Below are 21923 nucleotides of genomic sequence, written 5' to 3' on the forward strand. Positions count from 1 at the left end.
ACGATGAATGAAGTTCTTGAAAAAGCAAAAAAAGCAAGTGCAGCCAAAGATCAGCTGCTTCTAAAAACGACGGAACAAAAAAATGCTGCCCTGCACGCCATTGCCAGTGCACTAAAAGCATCTTCAGCTTATTTAATAGAAGAGAACCAAAAGGATGTTCAGGCTGCTGAGGAAAAGCAGTTCACGCCATCTGTCATTGACCGGATCACACTCACGGAAGAGAGAATTGAAGCCATTGCAGATGCGACCCTTCAACTCATTCAGCTAAAAGACCCAATTGGTGAAACGTTAGAAACCATTCAAAAAGAAAACGGTCTGTTCATCGAAAAGGTTCGTGTACCGCTTGGAACGGTTGGAATGATTTATGAAGCAAGACCAAACGTGACAGTCGATGCTGCGACCCTTTGCTTGAAAACTGGGAATGCTGTGATTCTGCGCGGAAGCTCATCTGCTATTCATAGTAATAAAGCGATTGTAAAGGTGATTCATGAAGCGCTTCATACGACGGATATTCCAGTAGACAGTGTGCAATTAATTGAAGATACTGGCCGTGAAACGGCGAAAACGCTATTCACTTTAAATGAATACCTGGATGTCCTCATTCCGCGCGGCGGGAAGAATTTAATTGATCTTGTCGTGAGAGAGTCAACTGTGCCGGTGCTTGAAACAGGTGCAGGAAATTGTCATATCTACATTGATGAAAAAGCGAAAAACGAGATGGCTGAGCGGATTGTGCTGAATGCCAAAACTCAAAGACCTTCTGTTTGTAATGCGATCGAGAGCATTGTCATTCATAAAAAATGGGCAAACAACTACGGTGCTTCTTTATTTGAAGCCCTTCAATCCAATGGGGTAGAAATACGCGGTGATGAAGCCGTTTGCGCGCTTGCTCCTAGTGCTGCATTAGCGACAAATGAGGACTATGCAACGGAGTTTTTAGCACCGATCGTCAGTATTAAAATTGTAGAAAACATAGAACAAGCGATTCTGCATATTCAAACATATAGCTCTAAGCACTCTGAAGCGATCATTACGGAAAACGATGAGCATGCAGCCCTTTTCTTAACAGCTGTCGATGCTGCTGCTGTTTATCATAATGCCTCTACTCGTTTCACAGATGGATTTGAATTTGGCTATGGAGCGGAAATAGGAATTAGTACGCAAAAACTTCATGCAAGAGGGCCAATGGGTCTGCCAGCCTTAACGTCTGAAAAATTTGTCATTCGTGGTCAAGGACAAATAAGAGAATAACGAATTTAAAAGAGAGTCTTGTGACAACAGACTCTCTTTTTCCTTTCATTTTTGTATTTCTCCGGTCAAGTATGATAAAATATGGTAATGTTTTATATTTTGAGAAGATTGGAGAAGGCAACGTATGGCGAAAATCATTCCCTCTTCGGATATTGGAGTGAAAATCAACAAGTGGTATGAATTAATTCGCAGATTTGATTCCGAACAAGCAGAACAGTTAAAGCAGGAAATTCGCACCTCTCTTGATTCAATGGAAGAAGATCAGAATTTGCTTCTCTATTTTTCTTTAATGGAATTTAGGCATGAGGTCATGCTCGATTATTTAAAGCCATTAAAGGAAGGAAAGCTTCGCGCCAACTTTTCCGAGCTTTCGAAAGAAATAGATGAGCATCAAACGCATGTCACAGGCATGCTTGAATACTACTATCATTTTTTTAGAGGCATGTATGAATTCGGGCGGAGGGAGTATATTGCTGCCATATCGTCTTATCAAAAGGCAGAGCATAAGCTTTCTTTTGTATCAGATGATATTGAACGTGCGGAATTTCATTTTAAAATGTCAGAAATATATTATCACATGAAACAAACTCATATCTCGATGCACCATGCTAAACTAGCGCTGGATGTTTATGTTCAGCATGAACTGTATGCGCTTCGCACGATTCAGTGTGAATTTATTGTGGCCGGTAACTACGATGATATGAGAAGGCATGAAAAAGCATTACCACATCTCGAAAGAGCACTTGCGAGATCAAGAGAGTTTCAAAATGTGCGTTTTATTGCCTCCTCTTTGTTTAATATGGGCAACAGTTATTACCGAATGGGAGACTTGGGCCGCGCACTCGAATTAATGAAAGAATCCATCTCGTTATTTGATCAAAATCAATCCGATCATCTTCGTCGATCTATAGACCCTCTTTATACAGCCGCTCAGATATTATACAAACAAGGAAAACACGAAGAAGCATTACACTACAGAGAAGAATGTATGAAGAGAGCAGAAGCTCTTCAAGATGACATTCATATTCAGAAAACCATATTTCTAGAAGCATTGTATTTAAGACAAGATGCTGAGCATATTAAACGAATTTTCCATTTTTTAGAGTCTGCCTATGCATATCCAGATATAGAGGAGCTGGCATTAGATACCGCAAAGTATTATAATGAAATGGGGGATTATGAAAAATCTTCCATGTTCTATGGGGAAGCGGAACATGCTCGAATCTATATTCAGAGAGGGGATTGTTTATATGAATTTTAAAAAATGGGCAGTCGTCTGTACAAGCATCACCATTATGGCATTGTGGCTGGCAGCAGCAAATGCCGACCCAGATAACAGAAACCATACGCTAGAACAACCGAATCCGCAGCATGACACGATCTAAAAGCCCTTTTTAAAGGGCTTTTTTTACTGCCTAACAATTTCCGGACATACTCATAAAAAGGGTTCAGGCAGGAAAACTTAAAAAAGAGTATTTATTGATTGACTCTGTAATTTAAATTGTGTACAATTCAATTGTAGAAAACATTATTGGAGAGAAAGAGGGTTATATTCATGTCAGACGTTTTATTTACAGCAACGGTATCAGCTGTCGGAGGAAGAGAAGGTAAGGTTGTTTCAACAGATGGTGTACTTGAACATGATGTAGCAATGCCTGGAACACCAAGAGCAAAAAAACTTGAAAAAGCAACAAATCCAGAGCAATTATTCGCAGCAGGCTACTCTGCATGTTTTGATTCAGCCCTTCAAATGGTAGCGAGACAAGAGCGTATTCGCTTTGAAAGTGAAGTTACAGCACATGTCAGCTTATTAAAAGACAGTTCAGATGGCGGCTTCAAACTAGGCGTTCAATTAGAGGTAAAAGGAACTGGAATTGAGCAGTCAGCATTAGAAGAACTTGTTCATAAAGCACACGGCGTTTGCCCATATTCAAAAGCAACTCAAGGAAACATCGAAGTAGAACTAGTAGCTGTCGCACAATAATAGACATTATAAAAGGCTGAGGGAATGTTCCCTCAGCCTTTTGATTGTGTTAAATTTTGCAAAAGCTCATGTAAAGAGGCACGCAGTGTTTTTAGCTCTTCTTCCGATCTGCCTGTCCCAGTCAGCATGTGAGACGGAATCGCAGTGGCCTTTTCTTTTAGCTGCTCTCCATATTCCGTTAAACGAATTTGTACAGACCGCTCATCCTCTTTCGAACGTTCTCGGATAATGAGTCCATTTTGCTCCATTCGTTTCAGCATGGGCGTGAGTGTACCGGAGTCTAAATAGAGAAGCTCTCCCATCGTTTTCACATTTAATGTTCCATGCTCCCACAATAAAAGCAGTGCCAAATATTGCGGGTACGTAATGTTTAATTCTTCTAACAACGGTTTATACTGCTTCGTCATCTCTCGTGAACTTGCATATAACAAGAAACAAAGCTGATTTTCCAGCTTCATATGTTCAAATTCATTTGTCATGTCAGTCACCAACTATTTTTTGTCATACTTATCATTGTATAAGATTTTCTTCCTTTTTAAAATAAATACAGACGAAAAATGAAAAATTCTTCAATGTGCGATAAATGTTTGAGAAATGAATAGAACGTGAAAAGGATGAATAGATGAAGGAGGAGATGAAGATGAAACCATTATTCACAGCAAAAGTAAAGGCGCAGCATGGAAGAGCTGGACATGTTCGTTCAGAGGATGGTGTGCTCGACCATAACATTGTCATGCCTAACGCAAAGAAAGATGGAGAGACTGGTACAAACCCAGAGCAATTATTTGCAGCAGGCTATGCAGCTTGTTTCGGAGGAGCACTTGAGCACGTAGCGAAGAAGCAAGGGATAGAAATAGAATCGGAAGTAGAAGGACATGTCAGTCTTTTAAAAGATGAAAGCGACGGCGGCTTTAAGCTTGGCGTAAAGCTGATTGTGTCTGCGAAAGGTCATGATCATGACAAAGTGAAAGAGCTTGTCCATGCTGCACATGAATTCTGTCCATATTCAAAAGCAACAAGAGGGAACATTGAAGTAGAGCTTGAAGTGGCGGAGTAATAGTAGAAGACACCTGCTTACCCGCAGGTGTCCAGCGTGTAGACAAACCCTCGCATTCGGTGTCAGGTCTGCGCTCCAGTGCTCACGAATCTCGAATTCGCTCCGCTCCGGTGCTCGTCCTTCCTAGGGCTGCAAAGGTTTTCTATCACGCTGAAAAGAAGACAAAGGGCTAAAATAAAGATCATTTTAGCCCTTTGTCAACAATCCGCAACACCTGCTTACGAGCAGGTGTCTTTTTTTAATATTCTTTCTTTTTATCGTATGCTTCCCATGCTTCAAATGGTGCAAGGGTTTTTTGAGGTGTCAGCTTGTAAAATGGTATATTTCTTGATTCGTATTCTTTGTTGATTTCTTCATAAATAAATGAGTCATCAAAACCAGAATCCGCTGCATCCTGATGTCCAGCAGCAAAATACACAGCTTTTGGTCTAGCCCAGTAAATAGCGCCAAGGCACATCGGACAAGGCTCGCAGCTTGTGTATAGAATGCAATCTTCTAATTGGTATGTATGTAGAGTTTGGCACGCTTTGCGAATGGCTGTGACTTCTGCATGTGCGGTTGGATCGTTACTCGTTGTCACGTTGTTGCTGCCCTCTGCAATAATCTGACCATCCTTGACAATGACTGCTCCAAAAGGGCCGCCAGTACCACTATTGACTCCTTCTACTGCAAGATCAATTGCGCGTTGTAAAAAATCTTCGTGATTCATTGTCTTCCTCCCTTTGTTCGACTGACTTCTCTAGTATAAACGAATCATGCTAGAAAAGAAATCATCATAGTAGGAGATCGAACAGGCCAATTTGCGCATAAAAAACCCCTGCCGAGTTCAGCAGGGGAGAGACATTCAATTAAGCGTGCTGCGCCAGCTTTTTACGAGCGACTTCAGCAGCTGTGACCATGTTTTTCAAAGCAGCAATGGTTTCAGGCTCTTGTCTAGTTTTTAGACCACAATCCGGATTCACCCAGAAGCGATCTGTTGGACAAACGTTCAGCGCATCATCAATAATTTCGCTCATTTCTTCAACAGATGGAACGCGCGGGCTATGGATGTCATAAACACCTAGTCCAAGTCCTTTCAAATACGGGTGTTTTTCTAAGTAATCGAGGAATCCGCCATGACTGCGTGAATGTTCAATTGTAATCACGTCAGCATCCAAGTCTTCGATTGTATCGACAATATCCTCGAAGTTACTGTAGCACATATGTGTATGAATTTGTGTTTCATTTTGAACGGATGATGTGGATAAACGGAATGACTCTGCTGCCCAGTTTAAATATTCTGCCCAATCACTTTCTTTGAGCGGAAGTCCTTCTCTTAGCGCAGGCTCATCCACTTGGATCACTTGAATACCAGCTGCTTCTAAAGCTTCTACCTCTTTACGCAAAGCGAAAGCGATTTGGAAAGCAATGTCTTTGCGAGAGATATCCGTTCTTGGGAAAGACCAGTTTAAGATGGTAACAGGTCCTGTCAGCATGCCCTTGACTTTTTTCTTTGTTAAACTTTGTGCGTAAACTGTCTCTTTCACTGTCATTGGCTCTGTAAACTCTACATCTCCATAAATGATTGGCGGCTTCACGCAGCGTGATCCATAGGATTGTACCCAAGCAAATTTTGTAAAGGCAAATCCGGCTAGCTTCTCACCGAAGTATTCAACCATGTCTGTACGTTCAAATTCCCCATGTACGAGCACATCCAGACCAATTTCTTCTTGAATATCAATCCATCGTTTTGTTTCTTTCTTAATAAACTCATCGTACTCTGCATCTGTCCACTCATTTTTGCGCCACTTTTGACGAGCACTGCGCACTTCGGCAGACTGCGGGAAACTGCCAATTGTTGTTGTTGGAAGAAGCGGGAGCTCAAGAGATTCGTTTTGGATACGAAGGCGTTCTTCAAAGGCAGCTGGTCGTTTAAAATCTTTCGATGAAAGATTGTTGCGTTCCGCTGTTAGATCCGCATTTGTTCCTTTTGCGAACTCTTTTAAGGTAAGAAGTGCTTGTGCTGCTTCGTTAATATCAGCATCAATGGCAGCTGCTCCTTTTGTTAAACCTTCTTTTAGCAGTGTCAATTCAGCCAGCTTTTCAGTGGCATAAGACAGTCCGTTTAATAGTTTTTCTTCAAGCTGTTCGCTTGGGTGTTTGGCAACTGGCACATGCAGCAAGCTGCTTGATGGCTGCAGCCATACTTCTTTCGGCTGAACGTCAGCAATGACTTCAGAAATAAAGGATAATCTTTCGCCAAGGTCTGATCTCCAAATATTTCTTCCATCAATGACGCCTGCTGCTAAAATTTTATCTTTCGGGAAGCCGTGCTTTTTCACTTGATCAAGGTTGCGCCCTTGATCATGGACAAAATCAAGACCGATTGCTTCAACAGGATATGTGACAAGCTCTTCATACGCATCTACTGAATCAAAGTATGTTTGAAGAAGAATGTTCAAGCCAGGTACGGCTTCTTTGATCGTTTGATAGATTTCTTTTACGGCTTTTACGTCTTCACTTGAAGCTGTGACAAGTGCAGGTTCATCAATTTGAACCCATTTGACGCCTGCTTCTTTAAGTTCTTTTAAAAGCTGAGTATAAAGCGGCACTAGACGCTGCTGGATTTCTTTCACTTCATTTGCTTCATAACCTTTAGAAAGTGAGACAAATGTATATAGACCAAGTACAACCGGTTTTGTTTCAACACCAAACGCCTTTTTCACCTTTTCGTAAGCTTCAAGCGGTTTGTTGTGTGTGAGTTTAAATTCTGTGCTTTTTTCGTATTCTGGAACGATGTAGTGATAGTTTGTATTAAACCATTTTGTCATTTCACTTGAGACGGCATCTTTTGTTCCTCTTGCCATCGCGAAGTATGTATCTAGCGGGTCTTTTAAGCTGCGGAAGCGCTCTGGAATCCAATTGAACATAACAGCGGTATCCAGCACGTGATCATAGAAGGTAAAGTCTCCAGAAGGAACAACATCAATTTGTTGATCGATTTGTGTTTTAATGGCAGTTAAAAATTGTTCATCCAGTGTGCTTAAGAGGGTTTCGCGGTCTGTTTGACCTTTCCAGTAAGACTCAAGTGCTTTTTTCCATTCTCTGTTTAAACCAATTCGCGGAAAGCCTAGATTACTTGTTTTAACAATTGTCAATTCCAATTCCTCCTCTAAATATAAAAAGACATTTACGCTCATGATCATGATTGATGAGGTAAATGTCTGGTTTAAAAGACAAAATGTGTGTGCGAAATAAGGCGTGAGTATCACTGACGCTTTTCCGACATCTCCTATCAACCGTAGGGGGTTTGATGTGATAGAGCGGCTGGTATCCTGGCTGGTGAATCTGCAAGCTTTTCATCCTTCCCATCCTAATGACAGTGGATTCCTGAGAAAAGCTCTCCTCACTCACAGTGGCGGGACCGCGCCGGATTTTCACCGGTCTTCCCAATTAAAATTCGACGTGTAATCGAATTACCGACTCTCAAACTATGAATTTATTGTGTTCGATTATATAACGTTCACTTCATTTCGTCAAAGTAAATTTTGAATAATTTTAATTAAAAAAATCCTGAGAAAATTCTATCTTTTCTCAGGACCTCTATTTAAGCTATAGAGATAAAAGATCTGCTTCCAATGTTTTTTCTAAAAGGACATCAGGCGCAGTTAAATATAAAAATCCATTCCCTACAAGGGCTTTCGACTGTTTTAATGGAAGGGTTCTTCTGACAAGCTGAGCATAAACCTCAGGCTCTGTCAGCTTGCGCTGGAACGCTTCTTCTTCGGCATTTTTAATAATGGCTAGTGCACCGCTTACGTGAGGGGCAGCCATTGAAGTCCCTGTGAGCCTGCCGTATTTATGGTTAGGGAGTGTGGATAAAATATCTTCTCCTGGAGCGACGAGGTCGATTTCTTTATTGGCGTTAGAAAATTCAGAGGATTCTCTAGCAAGGGAAACAGAACCGACGGCAATGACTTCATTGTATGCTGCTGGGTAGGAGAACTCTTCCGTACGCTCGTCCCCGTCCCCTTCATTTCCTGCTGCGCACACAACAAGAACACCGCTTTTTACCGCATTTTGAATGGCTTCCTGCAGGGCAGGCTCATTGCTTGGACCACCGAGAGACATGGAGATAATATCCACCTTCTGCTCTGCGGCATAGTTGATGCCATCAATGATCCACTCATATTTTCCGCTGCCATTTTCACCGCCAAGAACTTTCACGATGAGAAGCTTGGCTTCAGGGGCAACCCCTAAAATTCCGCCATTTTGATCTGTTGCGGCAATCGTTCCTGCTACATGGGTACCATGCCCATTGTAGTCTTTTACATTTTCAGCATCTCCATCGTCATCATCGGTAAAGTTCTTCCCACCGATAATCTGATCTTTTAAGTCGGGATGCTCTGTGTCACAGCCTGTATCAAGGACAGCAATGGTTATGCCTTTTCCTTTGAAGCCACTTGACCAAAGTTCGGGTGCTTTAATCTCCTGAATACTTTCCGGCGTCTCTTTCGCTTCCATCACATTGGCTTTTACTTCATACGGAATTAAGCGAATTTCACCTTTCATAAGAAAGCCCTCCTTATTTTGTTTTCAAAGTAGATTCAGGCTGCATAATGTTATTGTATAAAAGAAACTTTTGATCGGAAAGGGTCAATTGTAATAATTTTTCAAATAATCAATCTATTATCAAAAGTGCAGTTCTCCTCACATATTGACGAAAGAGCTCACCTTTTGAAGAAAACTCTTGATATCATATGAAAAAGAAGGAAATGCTGCATAGTGAGGTTGCACCTGTACAGATGAAAATGGGTGAATAGAACTAAAAGCGGCAGACTAAAAAATAATGAGATGAAGTAACAACTTGAGAAGAAGGCTCAAGTTAAATGTTTTTTCTCAAAAATAATTCCCTCCATAAAAAAATAGATGTGAAGATTGTGACTGTTCCAAATAAGAAAGGCAACATATAATAATGGAAAGACAAGCTTGCCTTTTAGATAGGAGAGATAGAGATGAACAAAGGGAAGATACTCGTAGTCGAAGATGAAAAGAAAATCGCAAGGGTGCTGTCACTTGAGCTTGAATATGAAGGATATGAGGTAACAGTCAAAGAGACAGGAATAGACGGGCTTCAGGCTCTTGAAGAAGATAGCTTCGATTTGGTTCTGCTTGATGTCATGCTTCCAGAGTTAAGCGGGCTTGAAGTGCTGAGAAGGGTTCGAAAGACAAATACAGCGACACCTATTATTTTGATTACAGCAAGGGGAAGTGTTCCTGATAAAGTAAGCGGGCTCGATCTTGGGGCGAATGATTATATAACAAAACCTTTTGATATAGAAGAATTATTAGCACGAATTCGTGCACAGCTAAGGTTGAATATACATGCACAAGAAGAAAAGGAGACAGAGCTGAGCATAGCAGACTTAACGGTCAACGAGAAAACAAGAGAAATACAAAGGGCTGGGCAAATGCTTGAACTCACACCGAGAGAATATGACCTGCTTGTTCACTTACTGAACCATCAGCAGCAAGTGCTCACAAGAGATCAGCTTTTAACAGCGGTTTGGGGTTTTGATTATTTCGGTGATACAAACGTGGTAGATGTCTATATCCGTTATTTAAGGAAAAAAATCGATTACCCATTCGAAAAACAGCTGATTCACACAGTGAGAGGTGTGGGTTATGTGATGAAAGGATAAAGAATGAGATTAAAAAATAAGATTCAGCTTTATACGTCGTTGTCTTTGTTTTTAATGGTGCTCTTGTTTCATACAGCCATTTATTTTATTTTTTCGATGACCTTGACGCAAAAAGATATGTCCCGCTTGTCTGAGGTGGCTGAAAATATTGCGATTGCTTTAAAAAAATCAGAGGAAGAGGGTCTTCCGTCCTCGGAGCTGCTGAAGGCGTACCTGCCTCAAAATGGTATGATCCGTGTCGTGACAGAAACGGGAGAGTCAAAACTGACTGTCACAAAGGAATCAACGTTTAGCTCACTGCCTTTTACATACGAATCTGGCCAGACAGCAGAAATCAAAGAATACAATAAGCATATGATTGCGTTCGCTGCTATTCCGGTCATTTGGACAAATGGTGAGATTATGTCGCTTCAAGTATATGAAGAAATCGAAAATACGGAAGAGAACTTAGCGTTATTAAAAATGATTTTAATCGCTACCGGCGTTTTGTTTATTGTGCTTTCCTATTTTGCAGGCCACGTTTTAACAAAGCAAATTGTCCGGCCGATTAGCAGAATGACGAATACCATGAAGGCAAGTATGAAAGAGAAGGCGTTTAAACGAATTGAATTAACAGGCGATTCAAAGGATGAACTATATCAAATGGGACAAACCTTTAATGAAATGTCCGAGATTCTCGAGAAGCATTATGAAAAAGAACAGCAATTTTTGCATGATGCCTCCCATGAATTGAAGACACCGATTACCGTCATTATGAGCTACAGCAATTTACTCAAACGCTGGGGGCAAACACGTCCAGAGGTTGTAGAAGAATCCTCCCAAGCGATTCATGATGAAGCGAAAAAAATGAAAAGACTGACAGATCAATTACTGACATTGGCGAAAAACGGCCAGCCGTTATACTTGGATATGAAGCCGGTTGATCTTGGTCATTTGTGCAAGCAGCTATGTCATACACTTGAAGTGGCTACCAATCGAACGATTCAATCTCATGTGCAGACAGATCAGCCGCTGATCGCAGAAGGAGACGAAGAGAAAATCAAACAGCTTTTGACTATCTTAATTGATAATGCGGTCAAATATAGCAGAGAGCCAGTTGATGTGACCTGCGGATGGGCAGGAGACAAGCCATTTATTTCAGTGATTGATCAAGGAATTGGCATAAAAGAAGAGGATCTGCCGAAAATCTTTGACCGCTTTTTCCGTGTGGATGAAGCGAGAAACAGTGAGACGGGCGGAACCGGACTCGGTCTTTCAATTGCGAAGCAAATTGCAGAAGAACATGAGGCCGAGCTGAAGGTAGACAGCCGTATCGACGAAGGAACAGCCATGACCATTCTTTTTCAGAAATAAATGGGTCTTTTCTCATCAATTTCTCATTTCCTCCTTATAAAATAGGAAATAGGAAGGAGGCGCTGCATGTCTAGAAAAACGAAAATGGTGCTTGCGCTCGCAGGATGTCTTGTGATTCTTGCGGCCTTTGCAATGCTCATGATTCAAACCATTGATCAAAAAATATTAAGTGAAGCAGAAATGAAAAAAATGATCTCAAAAGACTATAATGGAAACATTACACATATTGATTTAATCAATCATAAACAGGACTACACAATGACGCTGGAAAATGCAAATGGCATCTATCAAATCATTGCATCTTCTGCAAGCGGTCAAATGAAAGAAATTAGACAGTTAAAAAGCTATCAGAAGCCAAATGAAAAAAATGCTGAGCTCCAGGCAGAAGAGGCGGCTGTTAAAAAGGTGAGCGGAACCGTCATTCAAAAAAAGGAGACGTCAGATCGTTTCATTTTTACCATCCAATCAAAAAAAGAATTGTATCAAGTTGAGGTCGACAAACAGTCATTTAAGGTACTTGAAGCAGAAAAGAAAAAACCAACCTCTAAAGAAAAGAAGCTCACGAAAATCACCGTCGAGGAAGCCATCCAAATTGCCGTCAAAGAAGTTGGCGGAACAGTGGATGATGCTGATCTTGAAACATTCAGCGGTATGCTCGTATTTGAGGTGGAGCTGGATTTGCCTGACGGCAGAGAGGCAGAGGTGCTTGTGAACGCCTATACAGGAGACATTGAGGGCATTACGTACGAAAACTAATCCTTTTCTCATGATATTCTCATGTTTCTTTCCTTCCTTTATCATCTTGTTTTCTTAAGATATAGAAGAAATCAAACAGAGGAGGAAATGAACATGATGAAAAAAGTACTAGTAGCTACAGCATTAACGGGAACTCTTGTCGCAGGTGGTTTCACACTTCAAGCGCAAAATACAAATCAAACAGCAAACGCCGAGCAAGTCGTGCAAAAGAAATCGTCATTTGTTTCAAAGAAACAAGCTGAAAAAGCAGCCTTAAAAGTGGTAAAAGGCTATGTGGATGATGTGGATCTTGAACGTAAAAAAGGAAAATGGGTGTATGAGGTCGAGATTAAAAAAGGCGGCTTTGAATATAAAGTATATGTCGATGCAAAAACTGGAAAAGCGTTGAATGATCCAGTCAAAGAAAAGAAACAGAACGTGAAGATCACGAAAAAACAGGCTGAAAAAATGGCTCTTGCAAAAGTAAAAGGCACAGTCACTGATTCTGATCTAGATAAAGAAAATGGTGTGTACATTTACGAAATTGAAATCACAACACCAAGCGGCGAGGAAGTTGATTTTGAGATTTCCGCTAAAACAGGCAAAATCCTGAAGCAAGAATGGGATGATTAAGCTATGACCAAACCTTACACTTTCATGTGTAAGGTTTTCATCGTGTAGACAAACCCTCGCATTCGGTGTCAGGTCTGCGCTCCGGTGCTCACGAATGTCGAATTCGCTCCGCTCCGGTGCTCGCCCTTCCTAGACTGCAAAGGTTTTCTATCACGCTGAATAGAAGACAAAGGGCTAAAATGATCTTTATTTTAGCCCTTTGTCAACAATCTGCAAACCTTACACTTTCATGTGTAAGGTTTTTTCATTGGGACAAACTACGGGAAAGGAGGCGAGAGAATATGAAGAAAAAAGAAGAAGAGCAAACAATGGATCACGCGGAATACGTTCCGCATCCTGATGGAGAAGGATATGCTTTGTTTTTGCATGATTCCTTTCATCTCCTCTCCCAAGAGGATATGAATCAGCCGGAAGAGGAATAAAAAAACGTGAAAGGGCGATGGCTGAGCTGTCTATCGCTCTTTTTTTGAAAAGTAAGCGAATACATAAGGATACTTGGCATCTTGCTTATTGACATCATTCCGCTTTTTCTGTAATCTCAGTGTGTTAACAATATGAGACTTCGTTAGGTGAGGCTCCTGTATGGAGATACGCTGCTGCCCAAAAATGTCCAAAGACGCCAATGGGTCAACAGAAATCATCGACATAAGGTGATTTTTAATGCAGCTGGATTTTATCCTATGCCATACAGTGCTAAAGCTCTACGATTGAAGGAGCAAGTGTTTATTTTGTCATGCTTACAAAGCGCCTTCATTCGGTTGAAGGTGCTTTTTTATGAGAAAAGGAGGTGTGGGGATGGATCATCCCGATTCGAGACACATAGAGAGTATGTCAAAAGATCAGATTGACGCATCAGACAGAGGAGATCCTGACCCCGCACATTCTAAGGGATTCGGGTATCTCCTGACTTTGGGGAGGTAACAGCGATGATACAGAACATTACGTACGATGAACTCATTTTAAGAATCATTATTTTATTAAGAGATGGCAAACGCAAAGAATTTAAAAACATTATGGAAGAACTTCAGCCATATGATATGGCCTATTTATTTAAAGAACTTCCGGAAAAACACCGCGGTCGTTTCCTCAGCTTTTTAACAATCGATGATGTGACGGAAATGATGGGTGAGCTTGAGCGCGAATACCAAGAAATTGTGCTTGAAAAAGTAGGAAAAGACAAAGCCACCTTCGTCACAAACAAAATGGATAACGATGACCTAGCCAACTTGTTTGATGAAATGGATGATGAGCTGAAAGATCAGCTTTTATCAAACATGGAGGCAGAGGAATCAAAGGCCGTCCAGCTTCTCATGAATTATCCTGCTGAGACAGCAGGCCGGATCATGACCAACCGGTACGTATGGATTCCTCAGCACTATACGGTTCAGGACGCAGTTGTAAAGCTGAAAAGCTTTGCTGAAATTGCAGAATCGATCAACTATTTATATGTCATTAATGATCAAAAGCAGCTTGTAGGGGTTCTGTCGTACCGGGATCTCATTTTAGGTGAACCAGATGAAAAAGTGCAGGATCTTATGTTTACAAGAGTCATTGCCGTTGGAGCCTTTCAGGATCAGGAGGAAATCGCAAAGCTGATTGAACGGTATGATTTTCTTGCCATTCCTGTTGTAGAAGAGAACAATGTCCTGGTCGGAATCGTCACAGTCGATGATATCATTGATGTCGTCATTCAAGAGGCAGGAGAAGACTATGAGAAGTTCGCTGCCTCTGGTAAAGATATTACGTTCGACACGCCCGCTTTTGTTGCAGCATACCGGCGTCTCCCGTGGCTCATTTTGCTCTTATTCATTGGGCTGATTTCAGGCAGTATTTTAAATTACTTTGAAGATACCCTTCAGCAAGTCGTCGCCTTAGCCTTCTTCATGCCGATGATTGCCGGAATGACAGGGAATACAGGCACACAGTCGCTTGCGGTCGTCATTAGAGGACTTTCAAAAGAAGAATTAACGAAAAAAACCATTATGCGCCTGATTTTTAGAGAGCTCCGAACAAGTATTTACATTGGGATTGTCTGTTCCATTATTATTACAGTCGTCGCAATGGTGTGGCAGGGCAATATGATTTTAGGGTTTGTTGTTGGTTCGTCACTGCTTGCCACACTGATTATTGGAACGATGGCAGGTACGATCGTGCCTATTATTTTACACAGATTAAACGTGGACCCTGCGATTGCATCTGGGCCGCTGATTACAACATTGAACGATATTTTATCACTGCTCATCTATTTTGGTATTGCGACAGCTTTCCTTCATACACTTATGTAGCAAGAAGACTGTAAAACATGACGTTTTACAGTCTCAGCGCGCCGACAAACCCTTGCATTCGTTGTCAGTCCTTGCGTGCCGGTGCTCACGAATGTTCAATTCGCTCCGCTCCGGTACTCGTCCTTCCTAGACTTCAAAGGTTTTCAGATCGCGCTGAAAGGTAGACAAAGGACTAAAATAAACATCATTTTAGCCCCTTGTCCACAAAAAAAGACTGTAAAACATGACGTTTTACAGTCTTTTTTTGTATAAAGATTGCATATAGCGCTTCCATCCTTTACATTTTAAGGAGAAGGTGGGAGAGAAACATGAAGAAATTCTTATTCGTTTTGATATGTATGTTTTTGCTGAGTGCATGTCAAAGGGAGGACGAGGGGAAAGACCGAAGGCTAGTGGCTGCAGAGCATATGCTTGAAGCCATCACCGAAGGAAACAAAAGAAAAATGGAAGACATCTACGTCGAAGGCGCAGTCCCGAGCCCAGATGACATTCTGAAACTGAAAAAAGAATGGGGCATAGACACGCTTTCTTATGAGGATTTTCAATTGGAAGAAGCCAGCATTCATGTGTTCCACGCGAATTATGAAGATGCAAAAATCGGGAAGAAAAAGGCACTTGCCCTGCGGGTGAAAGAAGATCCTGAAAGAGGCGGCGTGCTGATTGACTTTGTAGGGGTTGTAGAAGGTACTGAAGCTTCCTCTAAATAAAAAGAATCGTTCAAAAGAGCGATTCTTTTTTTGTTTAACGATTTTTATACCGAAAGTGTGCGTTAATCTGGCCTTCCAGCATTTTTTTCTTAAATTGTCCGCTTTTTAGCGCTTGTTCTTTTTTCTTCATGTCTTTTAAAATTTCAGCTGTCTGCACACCGTCTTCCCGTTTATTGGCGATGTCCATCAAACGTTCAACATCTGCAAAAGAATATTTCCGTGTGCCTCTTGTTGAGCGCTGGGGGTAAATGAGTTTACGTTCCTCATAATATCGGATTTGCCTGACGGAAAGCCCTGTTAGCTCACTGACAATCCCGATTGAAATGACTTTTTTATCTTTATAAGATACATCTTCCTGCGTCATATACTCACCCCTGCAAGTCTTTTCTTCATATTATATAGAACGAGAAGTGAAAAAACCTATCGTTTGTTAGAAAATATAACACAAAAACGAAAAAAAAGAAAAAACCATGGAAGGAAAGATAACAGGGAGTGTGCAATACATCTTACGGCGGCATATAATCATGGTGAGTTGACATAGGAGGAGGAGCATATGATGGAGCAAGCACAGATCATTCGTATGGCAAAAGAAATCATCGCATTAGATGTGAAGAGGGATGAATTGCTTGAGCAATTCATGCAGGCTGCAGGTCAGAATGCACATGCGCTTCTAAGAGCCATGCAAAATGATTTGTATAAGAAGTCTTCATAAGCAACCGATCCAAATCACTTGATAGGAGGGATAATCGGTGCGGCGTATATTAAAAGAAGCTTTAGCAAAGGAAAGACATTATTATACGAAGCAGCTATGTTCATTAGGGGTTTACAGCCCTGATGCGGCCAAGGACATGACAATTAGTGACTTAAAAAAAGAGTATCATTTCTTTTTCAACAAAACAGAGCGCTATTTGTAAAAATCCCTTGAAATGTGCGTATGTCACATAAAGGGTTCTTTTTTTGTGTTTAATATTATAGCAATATTGAATTTTGTAGAAATTTGGCGAATGAAGTGTAAGAAACCATAGATTCTTTACAGATTTTGTTAAAGTGTGTCGCATCTTGATGGTTTGCTGAAAAAGCTTTTTTTCGAGATGATTGTGAAAAATAAGAAGGATTTTAAAAGTTTATATCGAAACCTTATACATAACACGAATGGAGTCACTTATGTGGTTGAAAGGGTTTTCAAAAACGTACTTCTATTTTTTACGAAAGGCTCCAACTGCACCGCAAGACAGCCTTGAAGTTAAAAAAATATTATAAGAGGTAGATATGTGATGAGACTATCGTTTAATGAAGAAGAAGTAGAACGCTCAATGACGCTTTACAAGGTTTTTGCAAGAGCATTTAAAAGCGTTTCAGAACACAGTATTAGAGACAGCAAAGAGCATGGATTCAATCCAACTGAATTTGCCGTTCTTGAATTACTGTACACAAGAGGTGCTCAAAAGCTTCAGCAAATCGGCTCAAGACTCCTGCTTGTCAGCGGGAATGTGACGTACGTAATTGACAAATTAGAACGAAATGGTTTCATTGAAAGAGAACAGGACCCCAAGGATAAACGGTCTGTTTATGCCCATTTAACGGAAAAAGGGCGAAGCTATCTTGACAAGATTTATCCGATCCACTCTCTTCGGATTGCGCGTGCATTCTCTGGTCTGACGCGTGAAGAGCAAGAGCAATTGATTAGTCTATTGAAAAAAGCAGGTATTCACAGTCAACATTTATTATTTAGATAAAACGAAAAGGTGCCAATGATGGCACCTTTTTTATGTGTCAAGCAGCGCCGGATAGGCGATGAATTTTTCAATATCGCTTGCTGGCAGCGGCTTGGCATAATAAAACCCTTGCAGGTCGTCACAGCCCTGGGCAGATAATAGCTGAGCCTGTGCAAATGTTTCAACACCTTCTGCTATCACTTCGAGAGATAATTGATGTCCCATCGCTATAATAGCCCCTGTAATCTGTTCAGACTTTGAATCACTTAAAATATCCTCTATAAAGGATTTATCAATTTTCAGTCGATGAATCGGTAAATCCTTTAAATAGCTTAATGAGCTGTGGCCTGTACCGAAATCATCAATACTAATGCGGACGCCAAGCTGTTTCAACGACGTTAACACCTGTTTTGATTGCTTGATATTGTCCATTGTCATACTTTCTGTGACTTCAAGCTCCAAGAGTGACGGTTTCAGATCGTATTTTTTCAGTGTCAGCTTGATCAAATCAATTAAGTCTTCAGAATTGAATTGTTTCGCAGATAAATTGACAGCCACAGGGATCTTTAGCCCATCGTTATACCACCTTTTTGCCTGCTTGCCAGCCGTATCAATGACCCATCTGCCAATATCGATGATCAGTCCTGATTCCTCTGCCAGCTCAATAAAAGCTTCAGGTGACTTTAAGGAACCATCTGGTGCCTTCATTCTTAAAAGGGCTTCAACCCCAGTCATTTTTCTTGTTTTGGCACTGACTTGCGGCTGGTAGTGAAGGACAAATTGTTCTCTTTGAATGGCATCCCTCAGCTCCAGCTCCCGGTTTAACCTGTCCTCACTTAATCTTTCCATGGATTCGGTAAAGAACTCATAACGGCTCTGCTTATGTTTTTTGGATAAATACATGGCCATATCGGCTTTTCTCATCAGCTCCATCCCGTCTTTGCCATTTTGCGGAGAGATAGCGATCCCAATGCTGATTGACGTAATAAGCTGATGGTTCTGGATGAAAAAAGGACGTTCAAATTGATGGATGATATTTTTAGAAAATTGTTCGATTTTATGTGTATCATGATCCATGTGGGGAAAGATCATTAAAAATTCATCACCGCCAAGTCTTGCGATAAAGCCATTGTCCGGTAAACATTGCGTTAGTCTGTTTGCGGCAGCTTTCAGCAGTAAGTCTCCTATGTTATGACCAAGTGCATCATTAATAATTTTAAAACGATTTAGGTCCAGAAACAGAACCGCTGTTGATGTTTTTGACTTTTCTTGAGCGGAGAGAACATCATTTAAATGATTGATGCCGTGGCGGCGGTTAGGAAGCTCTGTTAGTGCATCATAATGTGCCATCACATGAATTTCTTTTTCTGCAATCCGCTGCTGCGTTAAATCTTTTAAAACAAGATAAATGCTGTCGAGTGAATTGTTCACATGAACAGGTATGTAAGTGACATGATAATAATAAAAACGATCTGCTGCTTTCAGTTCTGCTTCGCGTGTGATGGCCTTTTTTGACTGAGAAATAAATTCTTCCCACAACTCAGTCGGCATCACATATTGGCTGACATCATCACCAATCTTAGAATTGCACAACTCTAAGATTTGTTTACCAGAGTCATTTGCAGAAAGAACCTTTCGATCGACAGATAACACGATAATGCCGTCTATATTATGTTTGATGAGCGATTGAAACCGCTGTTCATTTTCTTTCAGCTGATCTGACTGCGTCATGATCCGGTGATCAATATAGGCACCAAAGATCATCAGCGTTTGAACAATAAGTGTCATCAATCCGATGAAAATCGATAGACTGAATGGTGACATTTCAAGATAGCCGCCTGCAGCAGCCTGTCCATTTGAATGATAAAACATGGTAGAGGCAGCCATACCAGTATAATGCATGCCTGCTATAGCACCGCCCATCAACATTGAACCAAGGCTCTTTAAAAGATAATTCTTCCGTTTACTTTTCATGTGGTCAACACGAAAGAAGAGCTTCAATGAAAAGTAGGAGGCAATGGCAGCGATGAAAAATGAAAGAAAAAAGAGGACTGGATCATAGCTGATTGAGACATTGGCCATTGATTCCATTCCAAGATAATGCATGCTGCAAATAGCTGTACCCATGGTGATTGAACTAATGAACAGCCGTCTTCTAGAGACCTGCTTTTGAATGCATATTGAAAAAGCAATCAAGGATCCGATAAATGAGGCCAAAATCGATAAAATCAGTAAGGACGTATCATATGTAATGCCAACACGCATTTGAAATGCCATCATGCCAATAAAATGCATCGACCATATCCCCATTCCCATGATCATTGCACCAATGAGCAGCCATACCTTTTTCTTTGCACCGCTTGACTGTGCTACCCTGCTGGCTATATGAAGAGCTGAGTAGGAGGCGACAGCGGCGACAGCGATTGACAGAAAGACAAGCCATCCATTGTAGCTTCCTGTTAAATGGGTCATGTAAGAAAACCTCCTGTATCTTAAAACAGACATATACTTAATATATCGGATCGAATGGCTTCTGTGTTCACCTTTCCTTCACTTAAATAAAACAATCAACGTTTTTTTCATCCTTCTTTTATAGTAAAATCAAATTTAATGTAAAAAAACGATGAAAAGTGAATCGTTTCTTCGGTTTTATTCGTTTAATATATGGTGTGATTCTAAAAGAGATAGAATCAGTCAAATGATTATGTGTGAAAGGGATTGATAAACATCGAAGATTTTATTATTTCATTAGCTGATGCCTTTAAGAACTTGTCATACTTTGGCATCTTCCTCGCATTATGCATTGAATTTGTACCTGCTGAAGTGGTTTTGCCTCTTGCGGGTTACTGGGTCTCAGAAGGGGACATGGCCTTTATCGGTGTTGTGGCGGCCGGCTCCATTGGCGGCGTGGCTGGCCCTTTGACCTTGTACTGGTTAGGACGTTACGGCGGCAGACCCTTTTTAAATAAATATGGAAAGTACTTTTTTATAAAACCTGAGTCACTTGATAAATCGGATGCTTTCTTTGAAAAGCATGGCGGATTGGTCGCATTCAGCGGCCGGTTTATACCAGGGGTTAGGACGCTTATCTCCATCCCGTGCGGTATTGCTAAGATGAATGTGTGGGTCTTTTGCCTGTATACGTTTTTGGCGATTACACCAATTACGTTTGTATATGTGTATCTTGGGTTTATGCTTGGGGAGAACTGGAAAGAGGTTGGCGCTATGTTAGATCCTTATCTTTTACCAATTGGGATCGGTGTTGTGTTACTGTTTGTTCTGTACCTATATATAAAACGAAGAAAAAGAAAAACAGAAACGCCAACTGCCTAATCAATGGATCGAACAGAAAGTCACCTGTTGACAATTCAGTGACTATTGATTAAGATATAAGTAATCTAAATATTCTAAATCCCGCCAAAGGGGAGTAGCGTCCGGTTTTTACCGGAAACAAAGTCGTCATTACATGGACTGATGTTCATCGGCTTTGTTGGCATGATTCTACATATCACATGTCTAGCAAGACCTTTGCCATTACAGGCAAAGGTCTTTTTTGCATTCATAAGCCTTTGTCTGTTGTGGGACAATAGATAAAAACAAGGAGGAATGATGATGGATGCAGCCATTATTTTAGAGTACGGGTGGGTTCTGCTCGTACTGATTGGATTAGAAGGGATTTTAGCAGCTGATAACGCGCTGGTCATGGCCGTGATGGTCAAACACCTTCCAGAAAAACAAAGAAAAAAGGCACTGTTTTACGGACTTGCAGGAGCATTTATTATGCGATTTGGTTCTCTGTTTCTTATTTCGTTTTTAGTGGATGTGTGGCAAGTTCAAGCCATTGGTGCCATTTATCTTCTTTATATTTCCATTCACCATATTTTAAAATCGCACGTATTTAAGAAAAAGGAAACAGATACAAACATGAAACAAAGCGGCTTCTGGGCAACAGTCGTGAAAGTAGAGCTTGCCGACATTGCTTTTGCTGTAGATTCCATTTTAGCGGCAGTCGCTTTAGCTGTGACACTGCCAAAAACAAGTCTTCCGCAAATCGGCGGACTCGATGGCGGTCAATTTATTGTTATTCTTTTAGGCGGTATCATTGGTCTTGTTATTATGCGATTTGCAGCAACGGTCTTTGTGAAACTGCTCAAAACAAGACCGAGCCTAGAAACAGCAGCATTTGTCATTGTCGGATGGGTGGGTGTGAAGCTCACGCTTTATACACTGTCACATCCAGCTATTGGGGTCGTATCGTCTCATTTTATCCATTCAGCATTATGGAAAGTCATTTTCTGGACAGTGCTTCTCGCAATTGCAGCATTTGGCTGGTTTTTATCAAGTCCATCAAGAAAAGGCGGGCAGGAAAACGAGGAGAAACAAGAGGCACGCCTGGGAGAGTAGGTTTTTTGAAAGAAATATCATTTCATTTTCATAACACGTATATTACAAATAAGGGGGAGATACCCCCTTATTTCTTTGCTTTTAGACGAAACATTGTAAAGTAGATGGTGACATACAT

22 protein-coding genes, 1 pseudogene and 3 riboswitches are annotated in these 21923 nt (G+C 41.0%); of the genes and pseudogenes, 17 read left to right on the forward strand and 6 right to left on the reverse strand.

Annotated elements, in window-relative coordinates; genetic code table 11:
• Positions 1 to 3: 3 nt before the first annotated feature.
• The 4 genes from NSQ34_RS06205 to NSQ34_RS06220 all read left to right on the forward strand — a co-directional run bounded on the left by NSQ34_RS06205 (position 4) and on the right by NSQ34_RS06220 (position 3235).
• Positions 4 to 1251, forward strand: coding sequence for a glutamate-5-semialdehyde dehydrogenase (locus tag NSQ34_RS06205; RefSeq protein ID WP_268456753.1), 1248 nt, complete (start codon positions 4 to 6; stop codon positions 1249 to 1251).
• Positions 1252 to 1375: 124 nt separating this feature from the next.
• Complete coding sequence (locus tag NSQ34_RS06210) at positions 1376 to 2512, forward strand: Rap family tetratricopeptide repeat protein (protein ID WP_024426809.1); 1137 nt, start codon at positions 1376 to 1378, stop codon at positions 2510 to 2512.
• Entirely contained in the window at positions 2502 to 2636 is a 135-nt protein-coding gene (locus NSQ34_RS06215; protein ID WP_024424642.1) for a hypothetical protein, read from the forward strand. Before NSQ34_RS06210 ends, NSQ34_RS06215 begins: the two co-directional genes overlap by 11 nt.
• Before the next feature lie 170 nt (positions 2637 to 2806).
• The gene (locus tag NSQ34_RS06220) at positions 2807 to 3235 is read left to right on the forward strand and encodes an organic hydroperoxide resistance protein (RefSeq protein WP_024424643.1); all 429 of its coding nucleotides are present in this window, start codon (positions 2807 to 2809) and stop codon (positions 3233 to 3235) included.
• A gap of 32 nt (positions 3236 to 3267) precedes the next feature.
• On the opposite strand, the gene NSQ34_RS06225 is transcribed toward NSQ34_RS06220, so the two are convergent.
• Complete coding sequence (locus NSQ34_RS06225) at positions 3268 to 3714, reverse strand: MarR family transcriptional regulator (RefSeq protein WP_024424644.1); 447 nt, start codon at positions 3712 to 3714, stop codon at positions 3268 to 3270.
• A gap of 161 nt (positions 3715 to 3875) precedes the next feature.
• Here NSQ34_RS06225 and NSQ34_RS06230 point away from each other — a divergent pair, with 161 nt between their 5' ends.
• The gene (locus tag NSQ34_RS06230) at positions 3876 to 4292 is read left to right on the forward strand and encodes an organic hydroperoxide resistance protein (protein ID WP_024424645.1); all 417 of its coding nucleotides are present in this window, start codon (positions 3876 to 3878) and stop codon (positions 4290 to 4292) included.
• A 238-nt stretch (positions 4293 to 4530) separates the two neighbouring features.
• On the opposite strand, the gene NSQ34_RS06235 is transcribed toward NSQ34_RS06230, so the two are convergent.
• The 3 genes from NSQ34_RS06235 to NSQ34_RS06245 form a co-directional block, all read right to left on the reverse strand.
• Positions 4531 to 5001, reverse strand: a complete 471-nt coding sequence (locus tag NSQ34_RS06235) for a nucleoside deaminase (protein WP_024424646.1) — start codon at positions 4999 to 5001, stop codon at positions 4531 to 4533.
• Positions 5002 to 5140: 139 nt separating this feature from the next.
• Positions 5141 to 7429 carry a 5-methyltetrahydropteroyltriglutamate--homocysteine S-methyltransferase gene (gene metE / locus NSQ34_RS06240; RefSeq protein ID WP_103132213.1) on the reverse strand — a complete coding sequence of 763 codons (2289 nt, stop codon included), beginning with the start codon at positions 7427 to 7429 and terminating at the stop codon, positions 5141 to 5143.
• A 149-nt stretch (positions 7430 to 7578) separates the two neighbouring features.
• A riboswitch (cobalamin riboswitch) is annotated at positions 7579 to 7770 on the reverse strand.
• Positions 7771 to 7883: 113 nt separating this feature from the next.
• Entirely contained in the window at positions 7884 to 8843 is a 960-nt protein-coding gene (locus NSQ34_RS06245; RefSeq protein WP_024424648.1) for a S8 family peptidase, read from the reverse strand.
• Between the two features lie 443 nt (positions 8844 to 9286).
• On the opposite strand from NSQ34_RS06245, the gene NSQ34_RS06250 reads away from it, so the two are divergent.
• From NSQ34_RS06250 to NSQ34_RS06280, 7 genes are all read left to right on the forward strand, one after another.
• Complete coding sequence (locus NSQ34_RS06250; protein ID WP_024424649.1) at positions 9287 to 9973, forward strand: response regulator transcription factor; 687 nt, start codon at positions 9287 to 9289, stop codon at positions 9971 to 9973.
• 3 nt (positions 9974 to 9976) lie between these two features.
• The gene (locus tag NSQ34_RS06255) at positions 9977 to 11326 is read left to right on the forward strand and encodes an ATP-binding protein (protein ID WP_268456751.1); all 1350 of its coding nucleotides are present in this window, start codon (positions 9977 to 9979) and stop codon (positions 11324 to 11326) included.
• A gap of 66 nt (positions 11327 to 11392) precedes the next feature.
• Complete coding sequence (locus NSQ34_RS06260; RefSeq protein WP_024426816.1) at positions 11393 to 12082, forward strand: PepSY domain-containing protein; 690 nt, start codon at positions 11393 to 11395, stop codon at positions 12080 to 12082.
• A 93-nt stretch (positions 12083 to 12175) separates the two neighbouring features.
• Positions 12176 to 12694 carry a PepSY domain-containing protein gene (locus NSQ34_RS06265; protein ID WP_122631240.1) on the forward strand — a complete coding sequence of 173 codons (519 nt, stop codon included), beginning with the start codon at positions 12176 to 12178 and terminating at the stop codon, positions 12692 to 12694.
• A 281-nt stretch (positions 12695 to 12975) separates the two neighbouring features.
• On the forward strand, positions 12976 to 13116 hold the full coding sequence (locus tag NSQ34_RS06270; protein ID WP_003212346.1) for a hypothetical protein: 141 nt from the start codon (positions 12976 to 12978) through the stop codon (positions 13114 to 13116).
• A 132-nt stretch (positions 13117 to 13248) separates the two neighbouring features.
• Positions 13249 to 13413, forward strand: a riboswitch (M-box (ykoK) riboswitch).
• Positions 13414 to 13620: 207 nt separating this feature from the next.
• A complete protein-coding gene (gene mgtE, locus NSQ34_RS06275) occupies positions 13621 to 14979 on the forward strand; it encodes a magnesium transporter (protein WP_024424654.1) in 1359 nt (452 codons plus the stop codon).
• 308 nt (positions 14980 to 15287) lie between these two features.
• Positions 15288 to 15686 carry a hypothetical protein gene (locus tag NSQ34_RS06280; RefSeq protein ID WP_268456748.1) on the forward strand — a complete coding sequence of 133 codons (399 nt, stop codon included), beginning with the start codon at positions 15288 to 15290 and terminating at the stop codon, positions 15684 to 15686.
• 34 nt (positions 15687 to 15720) lie between these two features.
• Here the strand turns inward: NSQ34_RS06280 and NSQ34_RS06285 are convergent, their stop codons facing one another.
• Positions 15721 to 16050 (reverse strand): MerR family transcriptional regulator, encoded by a 330-nt coding sequence (locus tag NSQ34_RS06285; RefSeq protein ID WP_024424656.1) that lies wholly within the window; start codon positions 16048 to 16050, stop codon positions 15721 to 15723.
• A 192-nt stretch (positions 16051 to 16242) separates the two neighbouring features.
• Between NSQ34_RS06285 and NSQ34_RS06290 the strand changes: the two genes are divergently transcribed.
• The 3 genes from NSQ34_RS06290 (at position 16243) to NSQ34_RS06300 (ending at position 17422) form a co-directional block, all read left to right on the forward strand.
• Complete coding sequence (locus tag NSQ34_RS06290) at positions 16243 to 16398, forward strand: hypothetical protein (protein ID WP_087975683.1); 156 nt, start codon at positions 16243 to 16245, stop codon at positions 16396 to 16398.
• Between the two features lie 37 nt (positions 16399 to 16435).
• Positions 16436 to 16600 (forward strand): stress protein, encoded by a 165-nt coding sequence (locus NSQ34_RS06295; RefSeq protein ID WP_034281517.1) that lies wholly within the window; start codon positions 16436 to 16438, stop codon positions 16598 to 16600.
• Between the two features lie 357 nt (positions 16601 to 16957).
• Positions 16958 to 17422 (forward strand): MarR family transcriptional regulator, encoded by a 465-nt coding sequence (locus NSQ34_RS06300; protein ID WP_087975546.1) that lies wholly within the window; start codon positions 16958 to 16960, stop codon positions 17420 to 17422.
• Between the two features lie 30 nt (positions 17423 to 17452).
• On the opposite strand, the gene NSQ34_RS06305 is transcribed toward NSQ34_RS06300, so the two are convergent.
• Positions 17453 to 19873 carry an EAL domain-containing protein gene (locus NSQ34_RS06305; RefSeq protein ID WP_342501053.1) on the reverse strand — a complete coding sequence of 807 codons (2421 nt, stop codon included), beginning with the start codon at positions 19871 to 19873 and terminating at the stop codon, positions 17453 to 17455.
• A gap of 246 nt (positions 19874 to 20119) precedes the next feature.
• Between NSQ34_RS06305 and NSQ34_RS06310 the strand changes: the two genes are divergently transcribed.
• Together NSQ34_RS06310 and NSQ34_RS06315 are read left to right on the forward strand one after the other, a co-directional pair.
• Positions 20120 to 20734, forward strand: coding sequence for a DedA family protein (locus NSQ34_RS06310; RefSeq protein WP_342501054.1), 615 nt, complete (start codon positions 20120 to 20122; stop codon positions 20732 to 20734).
• Between the two features lie 77 nt (positions 20735 to 20811).
• Positions 20812 to 20918: riboswitch (yybP-ykoY riboswitch) on the forward strand.
• Positions 20914 to 21805: pseudogene (locus NSQ34_RS06315) on the forward strand (TerC family protein). Its footprint overlaps the riboswitch before it by 5 nt.
• The last annotated feature ends 118 nt before the right edge of the window (positions 21806 to 21923 follow it).

Source organism: Bacillus sp. FSL P2-0069, from assembly GCF_038593315.1.
Lineage (GTDB): Bacteria > Bacillota > Bacilli > Bacillales > Bacillaceae > Bacillus > Bacillus safensis.

Excerpts from the sequence above, each read along its gene's own strand:
- NSQ34_RS06220 (WP_024424643.1), top strand. The coding sequence starts at position 2,807 with ATGTCAGACGTTTTATTTACAGCAACGGTATCAGCTGTCGGAGGAAGA.
- NSQ34_RS06235 (WP_024424646.1), bottom strand. The coding sequence starts at position 5,001 with ATGAATCACGAAGATTTTTTACAACGCGCAATTGATCTTGCAGTAGAA.
- NSQ34_RS06270 (WP_003212346.1), top strand. The coding sequence starts at position 12,976 with ATGAAGAAAAAAGAAGAAGAGCAAACAATGGATCACGCGGAATACGTT.
- NSQ34_RS06245 (WP_024424648.1), bottom strand. The coding sequence starts at position 8,843 with ATGAAAGGTGAAATTCGCTTAATTCCGTATGAAGTAAAAGCCAATGTG.
- NSQ34_RS06250 (WP_024424649.1), top strand. The coding sequence starts at position 9,287 with ATGAACAAAGGGAAGATACTCGTAGTCGAAGATGAAAAGAAAATCGCA.
- mgtE (WP_024424654.1), top strand. The coding sequence starts at position 13,621 with ATGATACAGAACATTACGTACGATGAACTCATTTTAAGAATCATTATT.
- NSQ34_RS06280 (WP_268456748.1), top strand. The coding sequence starts at position 15,288 with ATGAAGAAATTCTTATTCGTTTTGATATGTATGTTTTTGCTGAGTGCA.
- NSQ34_RS06260 (WP_024426816.1), top strand. The coding sequence starts at position 11,393 with ATGTCTAGAAAAACGAAAATGGTGCTTGCGCTCGCAGGATGTCTTGTG.
- NSQ34_RS06225 (WP_024424644.1), bottom strand. The coding sequence starts at position 3,714 with ATGACAAATGAATTTGAACATATGAAGCTGGAAAATCAGCTTTGTTTC.
- NSQ34_RS06265 (WP_122631240.1), top strand. The coding sequence starts at position 12,176 with ATGATGAAAAAAGTACTAGTAGCTACAGCATTAACGGGAACTCTTGTC.
- NSQ34_RS06255 (WP_268456751.1), top strand. The coding sequence starts at position 9,977 with ATGAGATTAAAAAATAAGATTCAGCTTTATACGTCGTTGTCTTTGTTT.
- NSQ34_RS06285 (WP_024424656.1), bottom strand. The coding sequence starts at position 16,050 with ATGACGCAGGAAGATGTATCTTATAAAGATAAAAAAGTCATTTCAATC.
- NSQ34_RS06230 (WP_024424645.1), top strand. The coding sequence starts at position 3,876 with ATGAAACCATTATTCACAGCAAAAGTAAAGGCGCAGCATGGAAGAGCT.
- NSQ34_RS06305 (WP_342501053.1), bottom strand. The coding sequence starts at position 19,873 with ATGACCCATTTAACAGGAAGCTACAATGGATGGCTTGTCTTTCTGTCA.
- NSQ34_RS06290 (WP_087975683.1), top strand. The coding sequence starts at position 16,243 with ATGGAGCAAGCACAGATCATTCGTATGGCAAAAGAAATCATCGCATTA.
- NSQ34_RS06215 (WP_024424642.1), top strand. The coding sequence starts at position 2,502 with ATGAATTTTAAAAAATGGGCAGTCGTCTGTACAAGCATCACCATTATG.
- NSQ34_RS06205 (WP_268456753.1), top strand. The coding sequence starts at position 4 with ATGAATGAAGTTCTTGAAAAAGCAAAAAAAGCAAGTGCAGCCAAAGAT.
- NSQ34_RS06210 (WP_024426809.1), top strand. The coding sequence starts at position 1,376 with ATGGCGAAAATCATTCCCTCTTCGGATATTGGAGTGAAAATCAACAAG.